This window comes from Corynebacterium sp. CMW7794 (assembly GCF_001563605.1).
In the GTDB taxonomy this organism is placed as follows: domain Bacteria; phylum Actinomycetota; class Actinomycetes; order Mycobacteriales; family Mycobacteriaceae; genus Corynebacterium; species Corynebacterium phoceense.
The window spans coordinates 67,208-83,681 of record NZ_KQ961738.1; the positions used below are offsets into that span (position 1 = coordinate 67,208).

At 63.6% G+C, this 16,474-nt stretch carries 13 protein-coding genes and 1 tRNA gene; 10 read left to right on the plus strand and 4 right to left on the minus strand.

Annotation, left to right across the window (positions count from 1 at the left end):
- The first annotated feature begins 108 nt into the window (after positions 1 to 108).
- The 5 genes from HMPREF3227_RS07110 (at position 109) to HMPREF3227_RS07130 (ending at position 6,615) form a co-directional block, all read left to right on the plus strand.
- Positions 109 to 1,218, plus strand: coding sequence for a potassium channel family protein (locus HMPREF3227_RS07110; RefSeq protein WP_066485499.1), 1,110 nt, complete (start codon positions 109 to 111; stop codon positions 1,216 to 1,218).
- Positions 1,219 to 1,223: 5 nt separating this feature from the next.
- On the plus strand, positions 1,224 to 1,991 hold the full coding sequence (locus tag HMPREF3227_RS07115; RefSeq protein ID WP_230384195.1) for an NAD(+) diphosphatase: 768 nt from the start codon (positions 1,224 to 1,226) through the stop codon (positions 1,989 to 1,991).
- On the plus strand, positions 1,981 to 4,029 hold the full coding sequence (locus HMPREF3227_RS07120) for an ATP-dependent DNA helicase UvrD2 (RefSeq protein ID WP_066485503.1): 2,049 nt from the start codon (positions 1,981 to 1,983) through the stop codon (positions 4,027 to 4,029). The genes HMPREF3227_RS07115 and HMPREF3227_RS07120 overlap by 11 nt, the downstream gene beginning before the upstream one ends.
- A 67-nt stretch (positions 4,030 to 4,096) precedes the next feature.
- The gene (locus tag HMPREF3227_RS13295) at positions 4,097 to 4,969 is read left to right on the plus strand and encodes an endonuclease domain-containing protein (RefSeq protein WP_196131487.1); all 873 of its coding nucleotides are present in this window, start codon (positions 4,097 to 4,099) and stop codon (positions 4,967 to 4,969) included.
- Positions 4,970 to 5,214: 245 nt separating this feature from the next.
- Positions 5,215 to 6,615, plus strand: coding sequence for a dicarboxylate/amino acid:cation symporter (locus HMPREF3227_RS07130; RefSeq protein WP_066511702.1), 1,401 nt, complete (start codon positions 5,215 to 5,217; stop codon positions 6,613 to 6,615).
- A gap of 47 nt (positions 6,616 to 6,662) precedes the next feature.
- On the opposite strand, the gene HMPREF3227_RS07135 is transcribed toward HMPREF3227_RS07130, so the two are convergent.
- Complete coding sequence (locus tag HMPREF3227_RS07135; RefSeq protein WP_066485519.1) at positions 6,663 to 7,496, minus strand: hypothetical protein; 834 nt, start codon at positions 7,494 to 7,496, stop codon at positions 6,663 to 6,665.
- Positions 7,497 to 7,564: 68 nt separating this feature from the next.
- On the opposite strand from HMPREF3227_RS07135, the gene HMPREF3227_RS07140 reads away from it, so the two are divergent.
- Entirely contained in the window at positions 7,565 to 8,083 is a 519-nt protein-coding gene (locus tag HMPREF3227_RS07140) for a M48 metallopeptidase family protein (protein ID WP_066511705.1), read from the plus strand.
- Positions 8,084 to 8,119: 36 nt separating this feature from the next.
- Here HMPREF3227_RS07140 and HMPREF3227_RS07145 read toward each other — a convergent pair whose 3' ends face one another.
- Positions 8,120 to 9,496 carry a zinc-dependent metalloprotease gene (locus HMPREF3227_RS07145; RefSeq protein ID WP_066485531.1) on the minus strand — a complete coding sequence of 459 codons (1,377 nt, stop codon included), beginning with the start codon at positions 9,494 to 9,496 and terminating at the stop codon, positions 8,120 to 8,122.
- 93 nt (positions 9,497 to 9,589) lie between these two features.
- Here HMPREF3227_RS07145 and HMPREF3227_RS07150 point away from each other — a divergent pair, with 93 nt between their 5' ends.
- Complete coding sequence (locus HMPREF3227_RS07150; RefSeq protein WP_066485533.1) at positions 9,590 to 10,717, plus strand: YlbL family protein; 1,128 nt, start codon at positions 9,590 to 9,592, stop codon at positions 10,715 to 10,717.
- Positions 10,718 to 10,743: 26 nt separating this feature from the next.
- Here HMPREF3227_RS07150 and HMPREF3227_RS07155 read toward each other — a convergent pair whose 3' ends face one another.
- Together HMPREF3227_RS07155 and HMPREF3227_RS07160 are read right to left on the minus strand one after the other, a co-directional pair.
- On the minus strand, positions 10,744 to 11,421 hold the full coding sequence (locus HMPREF3227_RS07155) for a hypothetical protein (protein ID WP_068801503.1): 678 nt from the start codon (positions 11,419 to 11,421) through the stop codon (positions 10,744 to 10,746).
- A 61-nt stretch (positions 11,422 to 11,482) separates the two neighbouring features.
- Entirely contained in the window at positions 11,483 to 12,040 is a 558-nt protein-coding gene (locus HMPREF3227_RS07160) for a PPA1309 family protein (RefSeq protein WP_066485535.1), read from the minus strand.
- Between the two features lie 124 nt (positions 12,041 to 12,164).
- On the opposite strand from HMPREF3227_RS07160, the gene HMPREF3227_RS07165 reads away from it, so the two are divergent.
- The 3 genes from HMPREF3227_RS07165 to HMPREF3227_RS07175 form a co-directional block, all read left to right on the plus strand.
- A complete protein-coding gene (locus tag HMPREF3227_RS07165) occupies positions 12,165 to 15,134 on the plus strand; it encodes a UPF0182 family protein (RefSeq protein WP_066511712.1) in 2,970 nt (989 codons plus the stop codon).
- Between the two features lie 152 nt (positions 15,135 to 15,286).
- A tRNA-Met gene (locus tag HMPREF3227_RS07170) sits at positions 15,287 to 15,363 on the plus strand.
- Between the two features lie 492 nt (positions 15,364 to 15,855).
- Positions 15,856 to 16,474: site-specific DNA-methyltransferase (locus tag HMPREF3227_RS07175; protein WP_197429506.1), on the plus strand; the 619-nt coding region annotated here is incomplete at its 3' end.

The window sequence follows — 16,474 nt, forward strand, 5'->3', positions numbered from 1 at the left end:
ATCGTTGCGGCGCGACTAGGGTAGGGTAGCTGGTTTACTGTCTCTTATAGGTTTTCTGTCTTCGTGCAAGGAAGGTGTCTCGGCGTGGCTAACGGAAGAACCCGGCGCATGGGCCGGCGTCTCTCGCGACGCATCAAGGCGCAGGTTGAGCTCAACCACCTTCCGGATCACGGCCTGCTTGACGTCATCACCGTTCCGCACGCGCATACTGACAGCCCGTGGAAGTTGCTGGCGCGACGTTTGTGGTGGGCGTTATTACTGCTCATCTTTGTCACGCTCGTGGTCTACTTCGACCGCGACGGCTACTCTGAAAACCTGTCCATGCTCGACGCGGCGTATTACTCGTCCGTTTCGCTCACCACAGTGGGTTACGGCGATATCGTCCCGGTCTCGGCCGGAGCGCGCCTGGTTAACCTCATCATCATCACCCCTGCCCGCCTTATCTTCCTTGTTTTATTGGTCGGTACCGCGTTGTCGGTACTGACGGAAAAGACCCGCAAGACCGTTGAAATCCAGCGCTGGAGGAAAAACTTGAAGAACCACACCGTCGTCATCGGCTATGGCACCAAGGGCGCCGGCGCGGTCGCCGCACTGCTGGCGGACGGCGTGCCATCCAACCAGATCGTGGTCATCGACAATAACCGTGCGGCACTCGCCAACGCGGAGCACCACGGCCTGGTCACCATCTACGGCTCGGGTACCAAGCAAGATGTGCTGAAGATCGCCGGCGTCGAGCACGCGGGCTCCATCGTCGTGACACCGTCCACGGACGATACCGCGGTGCTGTGCACGCTCTCCGTGCGCGAGCTTGCGCCGCGGGCCAATGTCGTGGCGTCTGTCCGTGAGTCGGAGAACCGCCACCTGCTGCTGCAGTCGGGCGCGAACAACGTGGTGACCTCTGCGGAGACCGCCGGCCGCCTCCTTGGCCTGGCCACCGTCACGCCAAACGTGGTGGAGATGATGGAGGACCTGCTCTCCCCGAACGAGGGCTTCTCCGTTGCCGAGCGTCCCGTCCGCGACTTCGAGGTGGGCTCCAACCCGCGCCACCTCGCCGATATCGTGCTCGCCGTCCTGCGTAATAACGAGGTCCACCGCGTCGACACTAACGATGCCGCCGCGCTCAAGCCCGGCGACCGCTTGCTCTACATCAAGCATGACCTGCCGAGCGTCAACGATCCGCTCACGGACGATGACGAAGACGACGAGGATGATGATTAAAACCCATGACTAGCCAGGGGGAAGGCATGTTTCTGCTCGTCACCGCGCGCGGCCTCGTGGTCGCCCAACCGGACGGTGAAGCCGTCTGGCTACCCGAGCTGCCGGCCCTGCCTGGTGGTGGCGCAGCCACCGTCGGCCCGGCCGTGAAGATTGTGCCTGGCTACCACGTCGTCGAGGTCACCGGGGAATTCCTCGAGGCCCACCCCGGTTACGAAACGCTGCGTCCGGTGGACTTCGCCCACGACCGCGTCGTCACTCGCGGCGTAGCGCTGTGGCGCAACCGCAAGCTCAATAACTTCCACCCGTCCACGGGCGAGGAGCTCACCTATACCTCCGGCAATATCGTGGGCCGCACGCCCGCGGGCCTTGAGGTCTTCCCGCGTCTCGATCCCGCCGTCATCGGCGTCGTTACCCACCGCGAGTATCTGCTTCTCGGTCGCAACGCGCAACGCAGCGGCTTCTTCTCTCTGCCTGCCGGCTACGTCGATGTGGGGGAAACCCTCGAGGAAGCCTTTATACGCGAGGTGCTCGAAGAAACGGGGCGGCGCGTGCACGACGTCCGGTATTGGGGCTCGCAGCCGTGGGCGGCATCGGGAAGCATCATGCTCGGCTTCTGGGGCCAGACGAATGACCTTGAGCCCGTCGCTGAGACCGACGGGGAGCTTACGGAGATCCGCTGGGTGACCCGCGCAGAGCTGCCGCGCGTCCCGCTTGCGGCGCCCGGTTCGATCGCACACAGAATGATCATGGAGTGGTACAACAGTGGCGCTTGATTTGTCTGTCCTCGACGAGGACCAGCTAAAAGCGGCCCTCGCGCCGCGTGGCCCGGTGTGCATCCTAGCTGGTGCGGGCACTGGTAAGACCCGCACGATTACCTATCGCATCGCGCACCTCTGCGACGAAGGTATGGTGAGCCCCCAGCGCGTGCTCGCCGTGACCTTTACCAATCGCGCGGCGGGCGAGATGCGCGACCGTCTGCGCCAGCTGGGGGTGGGCGGCGTGCAGGCGCGTACCTTCCACGCGGCGGCCATGCGCCAGCTCAAGTACTTCTGGCCGCAGATTGTGGGCGACCTGCCGTGGAAGCTGTTGAGTAACAAGTTCCCGATGGTCGCGCGTGCCGTGCGCTCGGCGGGGCTGGAGCCGTCCACGGAAATGATCCGCGACATCATCGGCGAGATTGACTGGGCGAAGTCCTTCCTCGTCTCGGCCGACGCGTACCCGGCTGCCGCCGCGAAGTACCAGCGCAAGACTCCCTCGGACCCGGCGAAGGTCGCGCAGGCCTATCGCCGCTACGAGGAGATGAAGACGCAGCCGGAAGGCATGCTCTTGGATTTCTCGGACGTGCTCATCCATACCGCGGGCGCGATTGAGAACTCGCAAGGTGTTGCCGAGCAGTTCCGCGAGCAGTACCGCACCTTCGTCGTGGACGAGTATCAGGACGTCACGCCGCTCCAACAGCGCGTGTTGAATGCTTGGCTGGGGGAGCGCGACGACCTCACCGTGGTCGGTGACGCCAACCAGACGATTTACTCGTTCACCGGCGCAACTCCGGGCTTCCTGCTCGACTTCTCGCGCACATATGAAAACGCCACGGTGGTCAAGCTCCAGCGCGACTACCGCTCGACGCCGCAGATCACGGATCTCGCGAATGAGGTCATCGCTAAGGCACATGGCCGCATTGCGGGCACGCGTCTCCAACTCACCGGTATGCGTCCGGCGGGTCCGGAGCCGCAGTACCACGCCTACGAGTCCGAGCCGGCCGAGGCCCGTGAGGTCACCGGCCAGATTCTTACCCTGCTCAACGAGGGGGTGAAGGCCTCGGAAATCGCGATTCTCTACCGCACCAATGCACAGTCCGTCGCCTTTGAAGAAGCGCTTGCGGATGCAGGCGTGGTCTACCAGGTTCGCGGTGGCGAGGGCTTCTTCGAGCGCTCCGAGGTCCGCGAGGCCGTGGGCGAGCTCATCCGCGCTACCCGCCGCACGGACCTGCCCAATGACCCCGTGGCAATCGCGCGCGCGGCCTTTGCTCCGCTGGGCCTATCCGCTGCGGAACCGGACGGCGCTCAGGCACGCGAGCGCTGGCAGTCCTTGCGCGCGCTCGTGGGACTTGTGGAGCAGATCGTCCACGACGCCCCGGGCATCGACTTGCCAGGCGTATGCGTGGAGCTTCAGCAGCGCCAGGCCAATAAGCAGCCGCCCACCGTCGAGGGTGTCACGCTGTCCTCCATCCACGCCGCCAAGGGCTTGGAGTGGGACGCCGTGTTCCTCGTCGGTCTGCAGGAAGGCTCCATGCCCATTCGCCACGCCATCCGCGCGGGCGACGAGCAAGTAGAAGAAGAGCGCCGCCTCTTCTACGTTGGCGTGACCCGTGCCCGCATTCACTTGCAGTGTTCCTGGTCCCTGGCGAAGAACCCGGATTCCGCGCCCACGCGCAATCGCACGCGCTTCCTCGACGGCATCGTGCCGGAGCTGGAAGAGTCCCGCGGCAACCGTCGGACTTCCCGCGCCAAGCGCTGCCGCGTATGCCGCCTTGCCTTGGACACCCCGCACGAGAAGGCCTTGGGCCGCCACGAGCACTGCGACGGTGGAATGAGTGAGGACGTCTTCTCTTCGTTGCGCGCCTGGCGCTCAGACCGAGCCCGCCAGGACAAGGTGCCGCCGTACATCATCTTCAGCGACGCGACGCTTATGAATATCGCCGAAGCCATGCCCTCTGATTTCCCGGGGCTGCTCAGCGTGTCCGGTGTGGGCGCGACGAAGCTGGATAACTACGGCGCCGAGGTGCTGCAGATCCTGTCGAACTTCCGCTAGCGCGCGTTGGCGCGCTTCCCGGGTTAGGATGAACGGCACAACGCTCAATGCACAACTCGGGGGAGATATGAAGATCGTTTCTGGTCTCACGTGCCATCAGCTGAGCACACACCTTGCTGCAGGCACAATCACCGCCATCACGCGTGGTTTTCACGTGTGGGGTACGCCGACGCCTGTAGAACTCTTGCACGAGTTGCAGCGCCGCCATCCGGGCCTTGTCGCGACTGGGACGAGCGCGGCGCATCTCTATCTCGGACAGGAGCTCGAATTCCCTTTGAGCGTTGCATACGGGCAGAAATTGGGGCCGTCAGCTTTCTACACAGTCAAACGACGCTCACAGCGCACCCATGTGGTCGCGGGTGACTTACGCGTGCATCATCCGCTGCTGGCTTTTGACACTGATACTCCTCGAGACCTCGCACTCGCAGCGCTGGAGCACCACTATGCCCACGCGCGCGGCCGGCGCCTGCTCGAACGCCACCGCAGTGGCTTCGAGCGACTTCCGCGTCATACCCACGGGTTGCTCACGCAGGCTGCCTTGTTCACGGACTCTGGGGCTGAAGCTAAGGTCGCGCGTGCACTGAAGGCTCGGGGAATGCGAGTGGACACCAATTTCTTTATCGGTGATTATCTATGGGATATCGTTCTCCCCGACATGCAGGTAGCGGTCGAAATTAACGGTTTCGAGTTTCACTCCAAGCCCGACGCCGTCGTGCGCGACCATTGGAAGAACAATGATGCTGTCCTTCGCGGTTGGACCACGTTGCGCTACACAGGCACGTGCGTCGCGCACCATCTTGGCGATGTCGTGGAACAAATCGCCACGGCGAAGTCTCCCAATCTAGCCGGCCGGCTTCACCGCATGGTGACGCGATGGCACCACTATTTCACCCGTCAGTACGACGACCCTTGGGGCGCTCGCATCGGTCCGACCGGCTAGCGGAGTATGAGATCTACGTCCAGCACATATAGAGGCGCTTTCGCCGGTGTGGCGAGGGGCTTATATGTGCTGGAGGGATTTTTGGGGGAAGCTGCCGTGCGAGCGACTGTGACGAACATCGCTCCGCATTGGTGGAATGCGCACGAGGGGTTAGGCTGTTGTACCGAAAGTAAATAAACCGATCGGTCTAAAATTTATAGCCGAGACGGTTCAATAATGTACAAAGCTGTTTAAAGGAACTCCTCATGAGTAACACCACCACTGCGAACGCGCAGCCGCAGGAGACCAAGCGCGGACTGCCGGGCTGGGCCACCGGCTTCGGCGCGCAGGTCATCGCGGGCCTTATCATCGGCCTGATTGTGGGCTTCATCGCGTCCGGCATGGACGCCGGCCGCGCCGAGGACGACGCCAGCTGGCTGACGACGACGCTCACAGGCATCGGCTCGGCGTACGTCCAGCTGCTCAAGGCAATGGTCCCGCCGCTCATCTTTGCCGCGGTCGTTACCTCCGTGGCGAACCTGCGCAAGGTCACCAACGCGGCCTCGCTCGCCATTTCCACGCTCGTGTGGTTCGCCATCACGGCGTTCTTCTCCGTACTCGTCGGCATCCTGGTCGCCGTCGTTCTCAAACCAGGTGTGGGCACCTCCGTCGATGCAGCTACCGCCGCCGACCCGTCGCACGTCGGCTCGTGGACCGCATTCCTGCAGTCCATGCTGCCCAGCAACTTCATCGGCTTGGGTGCATCCTTTAGCGATGGCGAGGTCTCCCTGAGCTTTGGCGCGCTGCAGCTGCTCGTTATCTCCCTGGCCATCGGCATCGCTGCTGTGAAGGCTGGCAAGGCCGCGGACCCGTTCTTGCGCTTTACCGAGTCCTTCCTCAAGGTCATCCAGGTCATCCTGTGGTGGATCATCCGCCTGGCGCCGATTGGCACCGCGGCTCTTATCGGCAAGGCCGTCGCAACCTACGGCTGGGACGCCCTTGGCTCCCTGGGCAAGTTCGTGCTCGCTATGTACATCGGCCTGGCACTCGTCCTCGGCGTCGTCTACCCGGCGGTGCTCAAGCTCAACGGCCTGTCCGTTTTTGGTTTCTACAAGCGCGTGTGGCCGGTCTTCTCGCTGGGCTTCGTGACCCGTTCCTCCATGGGGGTCATGCCCGTGACGGAGCGCGTCACCGAGCGCGCCATGGGTGTGCCCAGCGAGTACGCTTCCTTCGCCATCCCGCTGGGTGCGACGACCAAGATGGACGGCTGCGCCTCCGTCTATCCGGCCATCGCCTCCATCTTCGTGGCACAGTTCTACGGCATTGACCTGACGCTCACGCAGTACCTGCTCATCATCTTCGTCTCCGTCATTGGCTCGGCTGCTACGGCTGGCACGACGGGCGCGACCGTCATGCTCACCCTGACGCTGTCCACCTTGGGCCTGCCGCTCGCCGGCGTCGGCCTGCTGCTCGCCATCGAGCCCATCATCGACATGGGCCGCACCGCGGTCAACGTCACCGGCCAGTCGCTCGCCGCCACCATCGTGGCCAAGCGTGCCGGCATCTGGGACAAGGACACCTGGGACGCTGCCGAAGATGGCATTGCGGGCATCCTCGACCCGGAGTCCGCAGAGGATGCAGAGGACGCGGCTCTCGTCCGTTCCTAATACATCGCGCACCGCCCCGGCCGCACAAGGCCGGGGTTTTGTGCGTTTTAGGCTTCCGCCTGGAAGCACGCCGGGCAGCGCGCATGCGGCTCAAGGAACTGCTGGTGCGTGCGGCCAAAGACGTCAATCTCGCGTACCTCGCCGGGCATCCAGCGCACCGGTGTCGCGCCGGGCAGGCCTGGCCTTCCCACGAGGTGGCGCGCGGCGGCCACGATGTGCGCGACACCGGCCAGCGCCACGAGGGAGTCAAGCGAGTCCGTGGGATGCCGCTGGTCCGTCACCGTGACCCAGTGCGGGTCCGCGTCCGTGCGGTGCAGGCTAAAGCACAGCGGGCAAGGCCCCTTGCCGTGCGTGTGGAAGGGACCCAGCAACACGCGGGTATCGAAGGTCGTGACCGGCAGCCACGTGCTGGGCATCGAGCGGATAATCCGCGCGAGCATGGCCATGTGGCGGTCCTCGTCGATGCACAGGACGGGCACGTCCGGGTCGATGCGCTGCACGTAGTGTGCGGTGAGCTCGCCTAATCGTGGCCGACGCACGCGGAAGCCATCCGCGCGCAGCGCATCGCAGACCTGTAGAGCAAGCGGAGACATACCCAGCACGTAGATGGCGTCCGGCGGACGTAGCGGCTGCCACAGACCAAAGGACACGAGCTCGTCCACGAGGCTTGGAGCGCCGTCGCCCACGCCTGCCGCGCGCAGCTGATAAACGAAGCGCTCGCGCGAGACCGAACCATCGAGCTGGCGCAGCGCACGGGCCACGGCGGCGGCATCGGCGACTTCGATAAGCCCCGCGCGCGTCGCGTCGAAACCGAACTGGATGGCGCCGGGATCGCGCACAATAATGCGGACCCCGGGCGTGCGGCGATACAGAACCCCCATGACACTTCCCCCTAGCGTTTAAACAGTGCGACTGCGAGTCTAGCTGAGCCAGCGGTAGACTGCCCGCTATGGAAGAAAGCGCACGTCCGCCGGTCAAAGTCATTCGCTCCGCCCGGCGCCGCCGCACCATCGAGGCGCGGTTTAAAGGCAGCGTGCTGGAGGTCCGCATCCCCGCGCGCCTGTCCAAGGCCGAGGAGGAGCGCGCCGTGGAGGACATGCTGGCGCGCGCCATGAAGAAGCGCAAGGCCGCCCCTCTTTCCGATGCCGCCCTGAGTGACCGCGCCGCACGTCTCAACGCCGAAATCCTCGAGGGCCACGCGCAGTGGACGTCTATCCGATGGGTGGGGAATATGACCACGCGCTGGGCGAGCTGCACAACGTCCACGGGCGCGATTCGTGTGAGCGATCGGCTTCAGCACGTGCCCGATTATGTGCTGGATGCGGTGCTCGTCCACGAACTCACGCATACCTTTGTGCCCAACCACAGCCGCGAGTTCTGGGAGTGGGCGGACCGCGCGCCGCGTGCCGAGCGTGCGAAAGGCTTTCTCGAGGCCTACCAACGCTTCGGGCCGGGCGGCGAGCGCTAGCTCAGCCATCCGGCCCGGGGCAGGGGAGAGGTACGACTACTCGTCGTCCTCGGGGTCCTTGTCCTTCTCTTCGGCGCCACCCTCACCGCGGAGCATCTCCTCGAGCTTCGCGAACTCGGCCTCGAAGTCATCTGCCGGGGCGTCATCGAGCAGCGTATCGATGAACTCGGCCGGGTTCTCGATGTTTTCTGCAGTCGGCAGGAAGTCCGGGTGGTCCCAGGCCGTATCGCGCTTGGTGGAGCCCACCGCGATGGTGGAGCGGCGCCACAGCTCGGCGGCCTTGGCAATCTGCGGGGCACCGATCTCGATGCCCACGACCTTGCTCAGCGCGTGCTCGGCCGAGCCGCCGGAGGCGATGCGGCGCGCCCACGCGGAATTCATGGTCGCCACGGACGGAATGCGCTCCGTGAGCGCCTCGGTGACGACGACGTCGACCCAGCCCTCGACGAGCGCGAGGAGGGTTTCCAGGCGCGTGGTGGCGGACGCGTTGCGCGAGGTGATGCGTGGCGTGAGGTCCATTCCCTGCAGCTTGGCCATCGCGTCCTGGATGGCCTGCGGGTCGCCGGACTCGAGGTTGAGCTCACGCGTGGCTTCCTCGATGTGCGAGGTGTCGATGACCAGGCCCACGGCGTATTCCTCCACGGCGGAGACGACACGCTCGACAAGCCACGGCACGTGGGTGAACAAGCGCTGGCGGGCGGCCTCGCGGGCCGCGATGTAGACGAGGATTTCCTGCGCCGGGACCGTGAGATCGCGCGAGATGGCCTCGATATTCTTCGGCAGTAGCGCCGTCACACCAGCCGGGGAGACCGGCAGGCCGAAGTCTGCGCCCGTGATGGCGGACTTGGCGAGCTCGGCCAGCGAGCCACCCAGCTGCATGCCGGTGTTCATGCCGGACATCTGGCGCATCATATTCGCCATCGGGCCCATCATCTCGCGGGCTTCCTCCGGCATGGATTCGAGCTGTGCCTCATTCATATGCTCCGCAACCGGCGTCACGAGACGCTGCCAGATGGGCATGGTGTTCTCGAGCCAGTCCTCCGAGCTCCATGCGGCGACGCGCCCTCCTGCGGTGGGCAGCGCGGTGGCATCGTCAAGCCAGAGCTCCGCCAAGCGCACGGCCTCCTCGACGGCGCGGACATCCGCGTCCGAGGGCTTGGCCGTGGTGCCGAGCTGCTGGCGCGCGATGCGCTGCGCCATCTCGAAGTTCACGGGGCCGGAATTCTCCGGGTTATTCATGGACGAGCCCATGCCGGAGAGCATCTGGCCGAACTGGTTGAGCATGTCGCCCAAGCCACCGGCGCCAGGGCCGCCGAATCCAAACGCACCAAACGGGTTGTCGCCGCGGCGGTTGTTGTCATCGTCGTCGTCGCCATTGTTGTTGGGGAAGGAAAAACCGAATCCATTGCTCATGCCTTCCCAATGTACCGGCCCAGGCGCGGCAGATGGGTCGCATGCAGTCTCGAAATACAACGCTTTGAGCGATCACGGGTAGGCTGTTCATTCGTGAATTCAGCATCGAAGCGCCGCCTGCGGACTGTGACCTGGGGAGCCATCCCTGTTCTCGTGCTCGCTGCGGCCGTGAGCCTCGACCACGTTCCCGGCACGGATATCTCGCTCACCGTGCCTTATGCTGCCGAGGGCCCCGGTCCCACCGTGGATACGCTCGGCGAGGTTGAGGGCGTCCAGGTCGTCGACGTCGAGTCGACGGAAGGCAAGACTGAGGTCGAGCAGCCCAAGGGCCAGCTCAATATGACGACGGTCTCGGTGCGCACCAACATGTCGCTCGCGCAGGTCATCGCGCGCTGGGCCTCGACGGATGACACCATCGTCCCCGTCGAGCAGATCATCCCGCAGGATATGACGCAGGAAGAAGTCACTGAGGCCAACGAGGCCCAGTTCACCCAGTCCGAGTCTGCCGCGACCGTCGCCGCGATGGACTACCTGGGCAAACCCGTGGAAATTGTCGTTGCCAAGGTTATGGATGACGCCGCGGCCGCAGGAGCCCTCGAAGCCGGCGATATCCTCACCTCCGTCGACGGGCAGGCCGTCTCCAAGCCGGAGGAAGCGCAGAAGCTCATCCAGGCCAAGGCGCCGGGCGACGAGGTAAAACTCGGCTTCAAGCGCGCGGCGGATGAGTCCGCGCAGCCGGATGACAAGGCCGACGCTGCCAAGGACGCCAAGGAGCAGACTGCGACCGTGACGCTCGGCGAGAACCCGAATGACAAGAAGAAGGCCCTGCTTGGCATCCTCATGTCCTCCCAGCCGGTCACCGACGTCGAGGTCACCTACAACCTGCAAGACATTGGCGGTCCTTCGGCCGGCATGATGTTCTCGCTCGCCGTCATCGACAAGCTTTCGCCCGGCGACCTCACCGGCGGTCACTTCGTGGCAGGCACCGGCACCATCGCCGAAGACGGCACGGTGGGCCCCATCGGCGGCATCGTGCACAAGGTGCGCGCGGCGCGCGACGCGGGCGCGGAACTCTTCCTTGCCCCCAGCAGCAATTGCGCGGAAGCCATGAGCCGCGATACCGGCGACATGGTCATTGCGTCAGTGGACACCATCGCGGATTCCGTCGCAGCTATGGACGCCTTCGCCCACGGCGGCGAGGTAAAGACCTGTCAGCCTTAACCTGTCGACTTTCATGGCGCGGTCGGTTATTCTTCCGCGGCGTCGCCGCCGTCGAGGAGGCCGAGCTCGCGGATCTTGTCCTTGGGATCCTGCTCGTCGGTGCTCGTCATCTGCTGCATGACGAGGCCCTCGTCATTGTCGACGACCGTGATGATGGCGGTGGAGCCGAACATCGTCCAACCCACGAGGCGCACGTCATCGTTGTAGAGCAGGCGCGAGGACTTGAGCTCCTCGAGCAGCTGCGTCGTCTGCGCGGCCTTAGTCTCGGACTTAGAGAACTGGAACTGGCCGACCTCGGGGCCTGAGCAGTTGTAGGAATCCTTGAGTCCCGCGCTGTCGCATTCCTCTAGCTCGTTGAAGAACGAGCGGGGCGCTAGCGTGCCAAAGATGTCCGCGACATCTTCCACGGAGTCCGCGCGCGAGGAGCGCGACGCCGAGGACGTCGTGGTGGCGCTGGAAGAAGACGGCTCTAAGGACTCAGATGCCGAAGACGTCGCGGAAGTCGACGCGGAGGTCGTCGCCGCGGGCGACGAGGTGCTCGACGCCGACGTGGAGGTCACAGTGGGGGACGCAGGAGCGGCGGGGGCGGGGGTCTCCGGCGGGGTGTCGGCGGTGTCATCGGAGCCGCAACCAACGAGGAGGGCAGGGATGAGCGCGACCGTGGCGAGACGGGCGAGCGAGTGGGCGGCGGAAACGTGGCGCACGAGAGCCTCCTGAGACGAGTTGTCCTGTGAGTGAAGTCTTCTATCAGTCTAGAGGACGCGGCTAGTAAAGCTCCTCGGGATCCTGCTCCAATCCGTAGCGCAGCGCCGCGATGACGCCGGGGGCGACCTGAGGACCGCCGCGCAGCTGGATCTCGTCCTGGGCGAAGGGGCCTGCGGCCTCGAGCTCTTCCTCGGTGGGGCGCAGCTGCAGCAAGGTCTGTTCAATTCCTTCCTCACGCAGGACGCCGGAGTAGAGGCGCGCCGGGCGTGGGGCGTCGGTTGGCGCCGACGCGACACTAGCCGACGCGTCGTGAGACGCGGTGTCGCGGAAGAGGATCTCCTGGGCGAGGATGACGCCGGCGACCTCGGCTGGCCAGGCCAGGCGCGAGACATAATCCGCGAGCTGCTCCGAGCCGGCCTCGATATTGTCCGGCAGATCGTTTTGCACGACGAGGGTCAGCGGCGAGTCATCGAGGGAGTCGAGCGCGTCGACGAGCAGCTCGGAGGGCACGAGGGCGAAGAGGGTAGGGGCGGCGTCCCAGCCCTCCGCGTGGACGAATTCGACGGCCTCGCGCATGGCCTTATTGAGCGCCTGCTGATTGGGGGAGAGGGAACTCATTGATGACCTCATTCGTTAATGCTGTGTTACTTCCTTAAGCTGGAAGACTATACCGTTTGCTCATCTCTTCGATAACTGATTGGAGTTGGCGTTGTCCACCGGACTCACACGACCCAATGCCCCCATGCGACGGCCATCCCGGCTGTTGGCCTGGACCGTCACCATTCTTGGTCTCCTCTTCTTTGTAGGCCCGCTGCTCGTGGGCTTCTACACGGACTGGAAGTGGTTCGGTGCGATTGATTATCGCGGCGTCTTCACCACGACGGTGCTCGCACGCCTCGCGATCTTCTTCGTCACCGCGATCATCGCGGGACTCATCACGTGGGCCGCGGCGTGGTTCGTGTGGCGCGGACGTCCGGACGACCTCGACCTGGGTGATCTCAACTCGCCGGTCTACGCCTACCGCCAGTCCATTGAGAAGTCCATGGGCGCGTTCCTGCGCGTGCTGCCTCTCCTCGTCGGCATCGTCGCCGGTTTCCTGGCCCAGTCCAACTGGCGTGCGGTCATGCTGTTTATCAACCGACAGTCCTTCGGTGTGGACGATCCGCAGTTCCACATGGATCTGGGCTTCTACGCCTTCCAGCTGCCGGTCTACCAGTTTGTGATCTCCACGCTCTCGCTGCTCACCATGCTCGCGTTCCTCATCGCGCTCGTGGGCCACTACGTGCTGGGCGGCATCCGCATTGGCTCCCGCCCGGCGGGCGTGCGCGGCTCCGTCTCACCGGCGGCGCGCAAGCAGCTGGCGATTACCGGCGGCATCTGGATGCTCCTCGAGGTCGCTGGCTACTGGTTTGAGCGCTACGAGCTGCTGTACAGGGACAACTCCATCTTCACTGGTGCCTCCTACACCGATATCAATGCGTACCTGCCGGCGAAGATCATCCTCATGGTCATCGGCGTCTTCGTGGCCATCGCGTTCTTCATGGCCATCGTGATCAAGGACCTGCGCATTCCGGGCCTAGCCGTCGTGCTTATGCTCGTCTCCTCCGTCGTCATCGGCAACGTGTGGCCGGTGCTCATGCAGCGCTTCTCCGTCGACCCGAACCGTCAGGCGAAGGAAGCGGAATCGATTACGCGCAATATCGAGTCCACGAAGTATGCCTACGGCATTGGCGATGACAACGTGACCTACGAGAACAACTGGGGCGCGAAAGGCGCGTCGGACGAGGCCGTGGCTTCGGACGAGGCGACGATCAATAACCTGCGTCTGCTCGACCCGGACATCCTGGGCGAGACCTTTACCCAGATGCAGCAGCTGCGCAACTTCTACGGCTTCCCGGACACGCTCGAGATGGACCGCTACGAGATCGACGGCGAGATGCGCGACTTCGTGGTCGCCGCCCGCGAGCTTGACCCCAACGCGCTGAGTGAAAACCAGCTCAACTGGATTAACCGCCACACCGTCTACACCCACGGCAACGGCTTCATTGCGGCCGAGGCCAACAAGGTCGACGAGGTCGCCCGTGACGCCGGCTCCACCCGTGGTGGCTACCCGGTCTTTACCGTCTCTGACCTCCAGACCAAGGCCGGCAAGGAGGCCGAGGGTGAGGGTGAGACCAAGGACGCCGAGTCCTCCTTGGGCATCAACGTCGAGGAGCCGCGCATCTACTTCGGCCCCGTCATCGCCTCGGCGCGCGACGGCCGTGACTACGCCATCGTGGGCAAGACAGGTAACGAGTCCGTCGAATACGATACGGACCAGTCCACCTACACCTATGAGGGCTCCGGCGGCGTCGGCATCGGCAATATCGTCGACCGCACGGCGTACGCCCTCAAGTACGGCGAGATGAACTTCCTGCTCTCTGATCGCGTCGGTGCGGAGTCCAAGATTCTCTACGAGCGCGACCCGCGTCAGCGCGTCGAGGAAGTCGCCCCGTGGCTCACCACCGACTCGAAGACCTACCCGGCCGTCATCGACGGCCGCATCAAGTGGATCGTTGACGGCTACACCACGCTGTCCAACCTGCCGTACTCCCAGCGCACCTCGCTCGCGGATGAGACGCAGGACGCGCTCAGCCCCGACGGCACGACGCAGCGCCTCATCAACGACCAGGTGGGCTACATTCGCAACTCCGTGAAGGCCACCGTCGACGCGTATGACGGCTCGGTCTCCCTCTACGAGTTCGATACCGAAGACCCCGTCCTCAAGGCTTGGGAGGGCGTCTTCCCGGGCGTTGTGAAGCCGAACTCTGAGATCTCTGAGGAGCTGCGCGACCACCTGCGCTACCCGGAGGACATGTTCAAGGTCCAGCGCAACCTGCTGGCCCGCTACCACGTCTCCGATCCGGGCGTCTTCTTCAACAACGACGCGTTCTGGTCCGTCCCGCAGGATCCCAATGCCGCCGAGGGCACCAACGCGCTGTCTCAGCCGCCGTACTACGTCATGGCCGCTGATCCGGAGACGAAGAAGCCGAGCTTCCAGCTCATCACCACCTTCCGTGGCTTGAAGCGTGAGTTCCTCTCCGCCCACATGTCCGCGTCCTCGGACCCGGACAATTACGGCAAGATCACCGTCCGCGTCCTGCCCACGGACACGCAGACGCTTGGCCCCAAGCAGGCCCAGGACGCCATGATGTCCTCGGACCAGGTCGCCCGCGACCGCTCGCTATGGGAGTCCACGAACCAGCTGCAGAACGGCAACCTGCTTGCCCTCCCCGTCGGCGACGGCGAGCTGCTCTATCTCGAGCCCATCTACTCCAAGCGTAAGAACCAGGAATCCGCGTTCCCCAAGCTCCTGCGCGTGCTCGTGTCCTACAAGGGCTCCATTGGTTACGCGCCCACCATCTCTGAGGCGCTCAGCCAGGTGGGCATCGACCCGAAGGCTGCTCAGGACATCGAGGAGATCGACGGCGACACCGGTTCCACCGACGCTCAGCCTTCCGATGCCCCCACCTCCGGCGATGCCGACAAGGCAACCACCCCCTCGGCTCCGGCGTCCGCGCCGGCGAGCTCCAACGAGGGTGAGGCCATCAACGCCATCAACGACGCGCTCAAGGGCATCGAGGACGCCCGCGACGGCTCCCACGAGGAGTACGGCAAGGCCCTCGACAAACTCGACAAGGCGGTCAAGGAGTACCAGAACCTCAACAAGTAAGCGCTACCCCGCGTGAAACCATCGCCAGGGTTCCCTTTTATACGGGATGCCCTGGCGATTTTGTCTAGTCGGAGACGGTATGTATAGTTACAGGGGTCGCCACGGAGGGCGCAAGCCTTCCAGTCGATAGTGAAACTCTTTGTTTCATGCGTCGCGGGGTGGAGCAGCTCGGTAGCTCGCTGGGCTCATAACCCAGAGGTCGTAGGTTCGAATCCTGCCCCCGCTACCAACTTCCTGCCCCTACCAGTGGAAACGCTGGTAGGGGCTTTCTTTATTTTCGGTAAAATACGCCATTTGGTGCACTAGATGGTGCACTAGGGTCTGAATCCTGCACTAGATGAGACTGCAACACTCCAACAAAGCGGCGCTGTCTCCAGAGCTGTTGGTGGCCTAAACGACAGGATGTGTTGGTGAGGGGCTACGGCAACGAGGAACGCCATGGGAGCCGGCAGTTCGGGGGGAGATCTGCCTGTGTGTATCGGGGGTGACACTGCTCAACCGTGGCGTTCCGAGAAAAGTATGGCACGGCTTTTGTTGTTCCGCATGTCGAGCGGTGAAAAGAAACTCTCTGCTGTACGTTATCGTTAATTTGTGAGTTGTGTTACACTTGATCTTACGTATAGCGCTTTCGTACACCTTCATCCTGCTGCTATGCCCTCATGGCGGCGCTGCAATCAGGTGGTACGGATCGACCGAATGTGAATACGAAGGATGTTGACGCATGCGATTCTTGCAAGAACTTGAAGAGGCCCTAAAGGGTGACGCCCGGTTCGTGTCCCAAGACGGCCGACTTCTCAAGCCCGTCATCCGAGATGCGGCGCACCGTTTAGATTCAGCGCTGCTCGAAACATTGCTGAGTTCCCCTCGGCTGGGTACCCACTTGTTCAAGGAGGTCGGTGGCTATACAGTCTTCGACTTGGAGAAGTTCATGTGGGTGGTTAATTCGAAGGAGTTCTTGCCCGACAGTTACACGAGCTTCCGTAACAAAATTGGGCTCTCCGCTGCGGACGGGGCGTTGGTGAGTTCCTTGAATGACGTTAGCCTCGTTTGGCCTTACAAAGACTGTGTTCTTGAGGGTGGGCAGGACAAAGAGGACGAGAAGCGAGACGAGGTCTTTTATAACGAGACACTCGCCTCGGACGAGGTTGCTCGTTTGCTTGCGCCGAAAGCTTTTGTCAACGCGGTGCGGTACGACTCTGATGGCTCTAGCGCTGTGACGGAATTAAACGAGGATGACAACCTCATCATCAAAGGGAACAATCTCCTTGTCCTTAGCTCGCTAGTCGAGCGCTTTGAAGGCAAAGTCTGTTATGTCCATGAGGTTTTTGGACTGGGAGTCC

Coding starts and splice junctions, on each gene's coding strand:
- HMPREF3227_RS07110 (WP_066485499.1), top strand. CDS start 109: ATGGGCCGGCGTCTCTCGCGACGCATCAAGGCGCAGGTTGAGCTCAAC.
- HMPREF3227_RS07115 (WP_230384195.1), top strand. CDS start 1,224: ATGACTAGCCAGGGGGAAGGCATGTTTCTGCTCGTCACCGCGCGCGGC.
- HMPREF3227_RS13295 (WP_196131487.1), top strand. CDS start 4,097: ATGAAGATCGTTTCTGGTCTCACGTGCCATCAGCTGAGCACACACCTT.
- HMPREF3227_RS07130 (WP_066511702.1), top strand. CDS start 5,215: ATGAGTAACACCACCACTGCGAACGCGCAGCCGCAGGAGACCAAGCGC.
- HMPREF3227_RS07135 (WP_066485519.1), bottom strand. CDS start 7,496: ATGGGGGTTCTGTATCGCCGCACGCCCGGGGTCCGCATTATTGTGCGC.
- HMPREF3227_RS07140 (WP_066511705.1), top strand. CDS start 7,565: ATGGAAGAAAGCGCACGTCCGCCGGTCAAAGTCATTCGCTCCGCCCGG.
- HMPREF3227_RS07145 (WP_066485531.1), bottom strand. CDS start 9,496: ATGAGCAATGGATTCGGTTTTTCCTTCCCCAACAACAATGGCGACGAC.
- HMPREF3227_RS07160 (WP_066485535.1), bottom strand. CDS start 12,040: ATGAGTTCCCTCTCCCCCAATCAGCAGGCGCTCAATAAGGCCATGCGC.
- HMPREF3227_RS07165 (WP_066511712.1), top strand. CDS start 12,165: ATGCGACGGCCATCCCGGCTGTTGGCCTGGACCGTCACCATTCTTGGT.